The sequence below is a fragment of the Nonomuraea glycinis genome (genome assembly GCF_014646515.1).
GTDB classification, from domain to species: Bacteria; Actinomycetota; Actinomycetes; order Streptosporangiales; family Streptosporangiaceae; genus Nonomuraea; species Nonomuraea glycinis.
In genome coordinates this window covers 1-620 of record NZ_BMNK01000045.1, presented here as the reverse complement: position 1 = coordinate 620, position 620 = coordinate 1, and the positions used below count along the sequence as shown (strand labels likewise).

Below are 620 nucleotides of genomic sequence, written 5' to 3'. Positions count from 1 at the left end.
TCCAGGAAACCTGGCCGGCCAACTCCCGCAAACGCACCGACGCCGAATGGACAGCACTGCGTGGGGCGCTCCCGGCCGGTGTGCCGGTGGCGGAGATCCGTCACCGGACCCGGCAGATCCAGGCGATCCTCGACGGCGGAGGCGCATTCCCGGCGGGGATCGTCGAGACAGAAGACGTGCCGTTCAACGCGCCGCAGATCATACTCGCCGCCGCTGACAAGCAGTTGGTGACGGTGGCGCAGACAGGCGAGCGCACGGCCGAGTTGCGGGTTCAGCTTCCCCTCCTCGAACGCCCGGCCTCGAGGAGGGATTGGGCGTGGCATGTCCTGCCGGTCAACCTGCCTCGCAACGTGCCCGATGACGCGCTGAAGATCTGTGTCCCCACCCTGCGGGTGAAGGACGGCCGGGTGCGGGTGGACCTGCCGTTCGAGACCGAGGTCCCGTTCACTCCCGCGTCCGGGCATGTCATCGCCGCCGGGTTCGACTGGGGTCTCAACACGCTCCTGTCCGCCACGATCGGACGGCTCACCCCGCACGGGCGAGTGGAGAGCGACGGGCGGCCACTGTCCTACGACGCGAGCGTGGTCTCGGCGAAACTGCACCGCCTGCGTGGCCACCGA

At 69.2% G+C, this 620-nt stretch carries 1 pseudogene; it reads left to right on the top strand.

The annotated features are described in order from the left end of the window. Positions 1-620, top strand: a pseudogene (locus IEY87_RS45325) (zinc ribbon domain-containing protein); the annotation flags it as partial.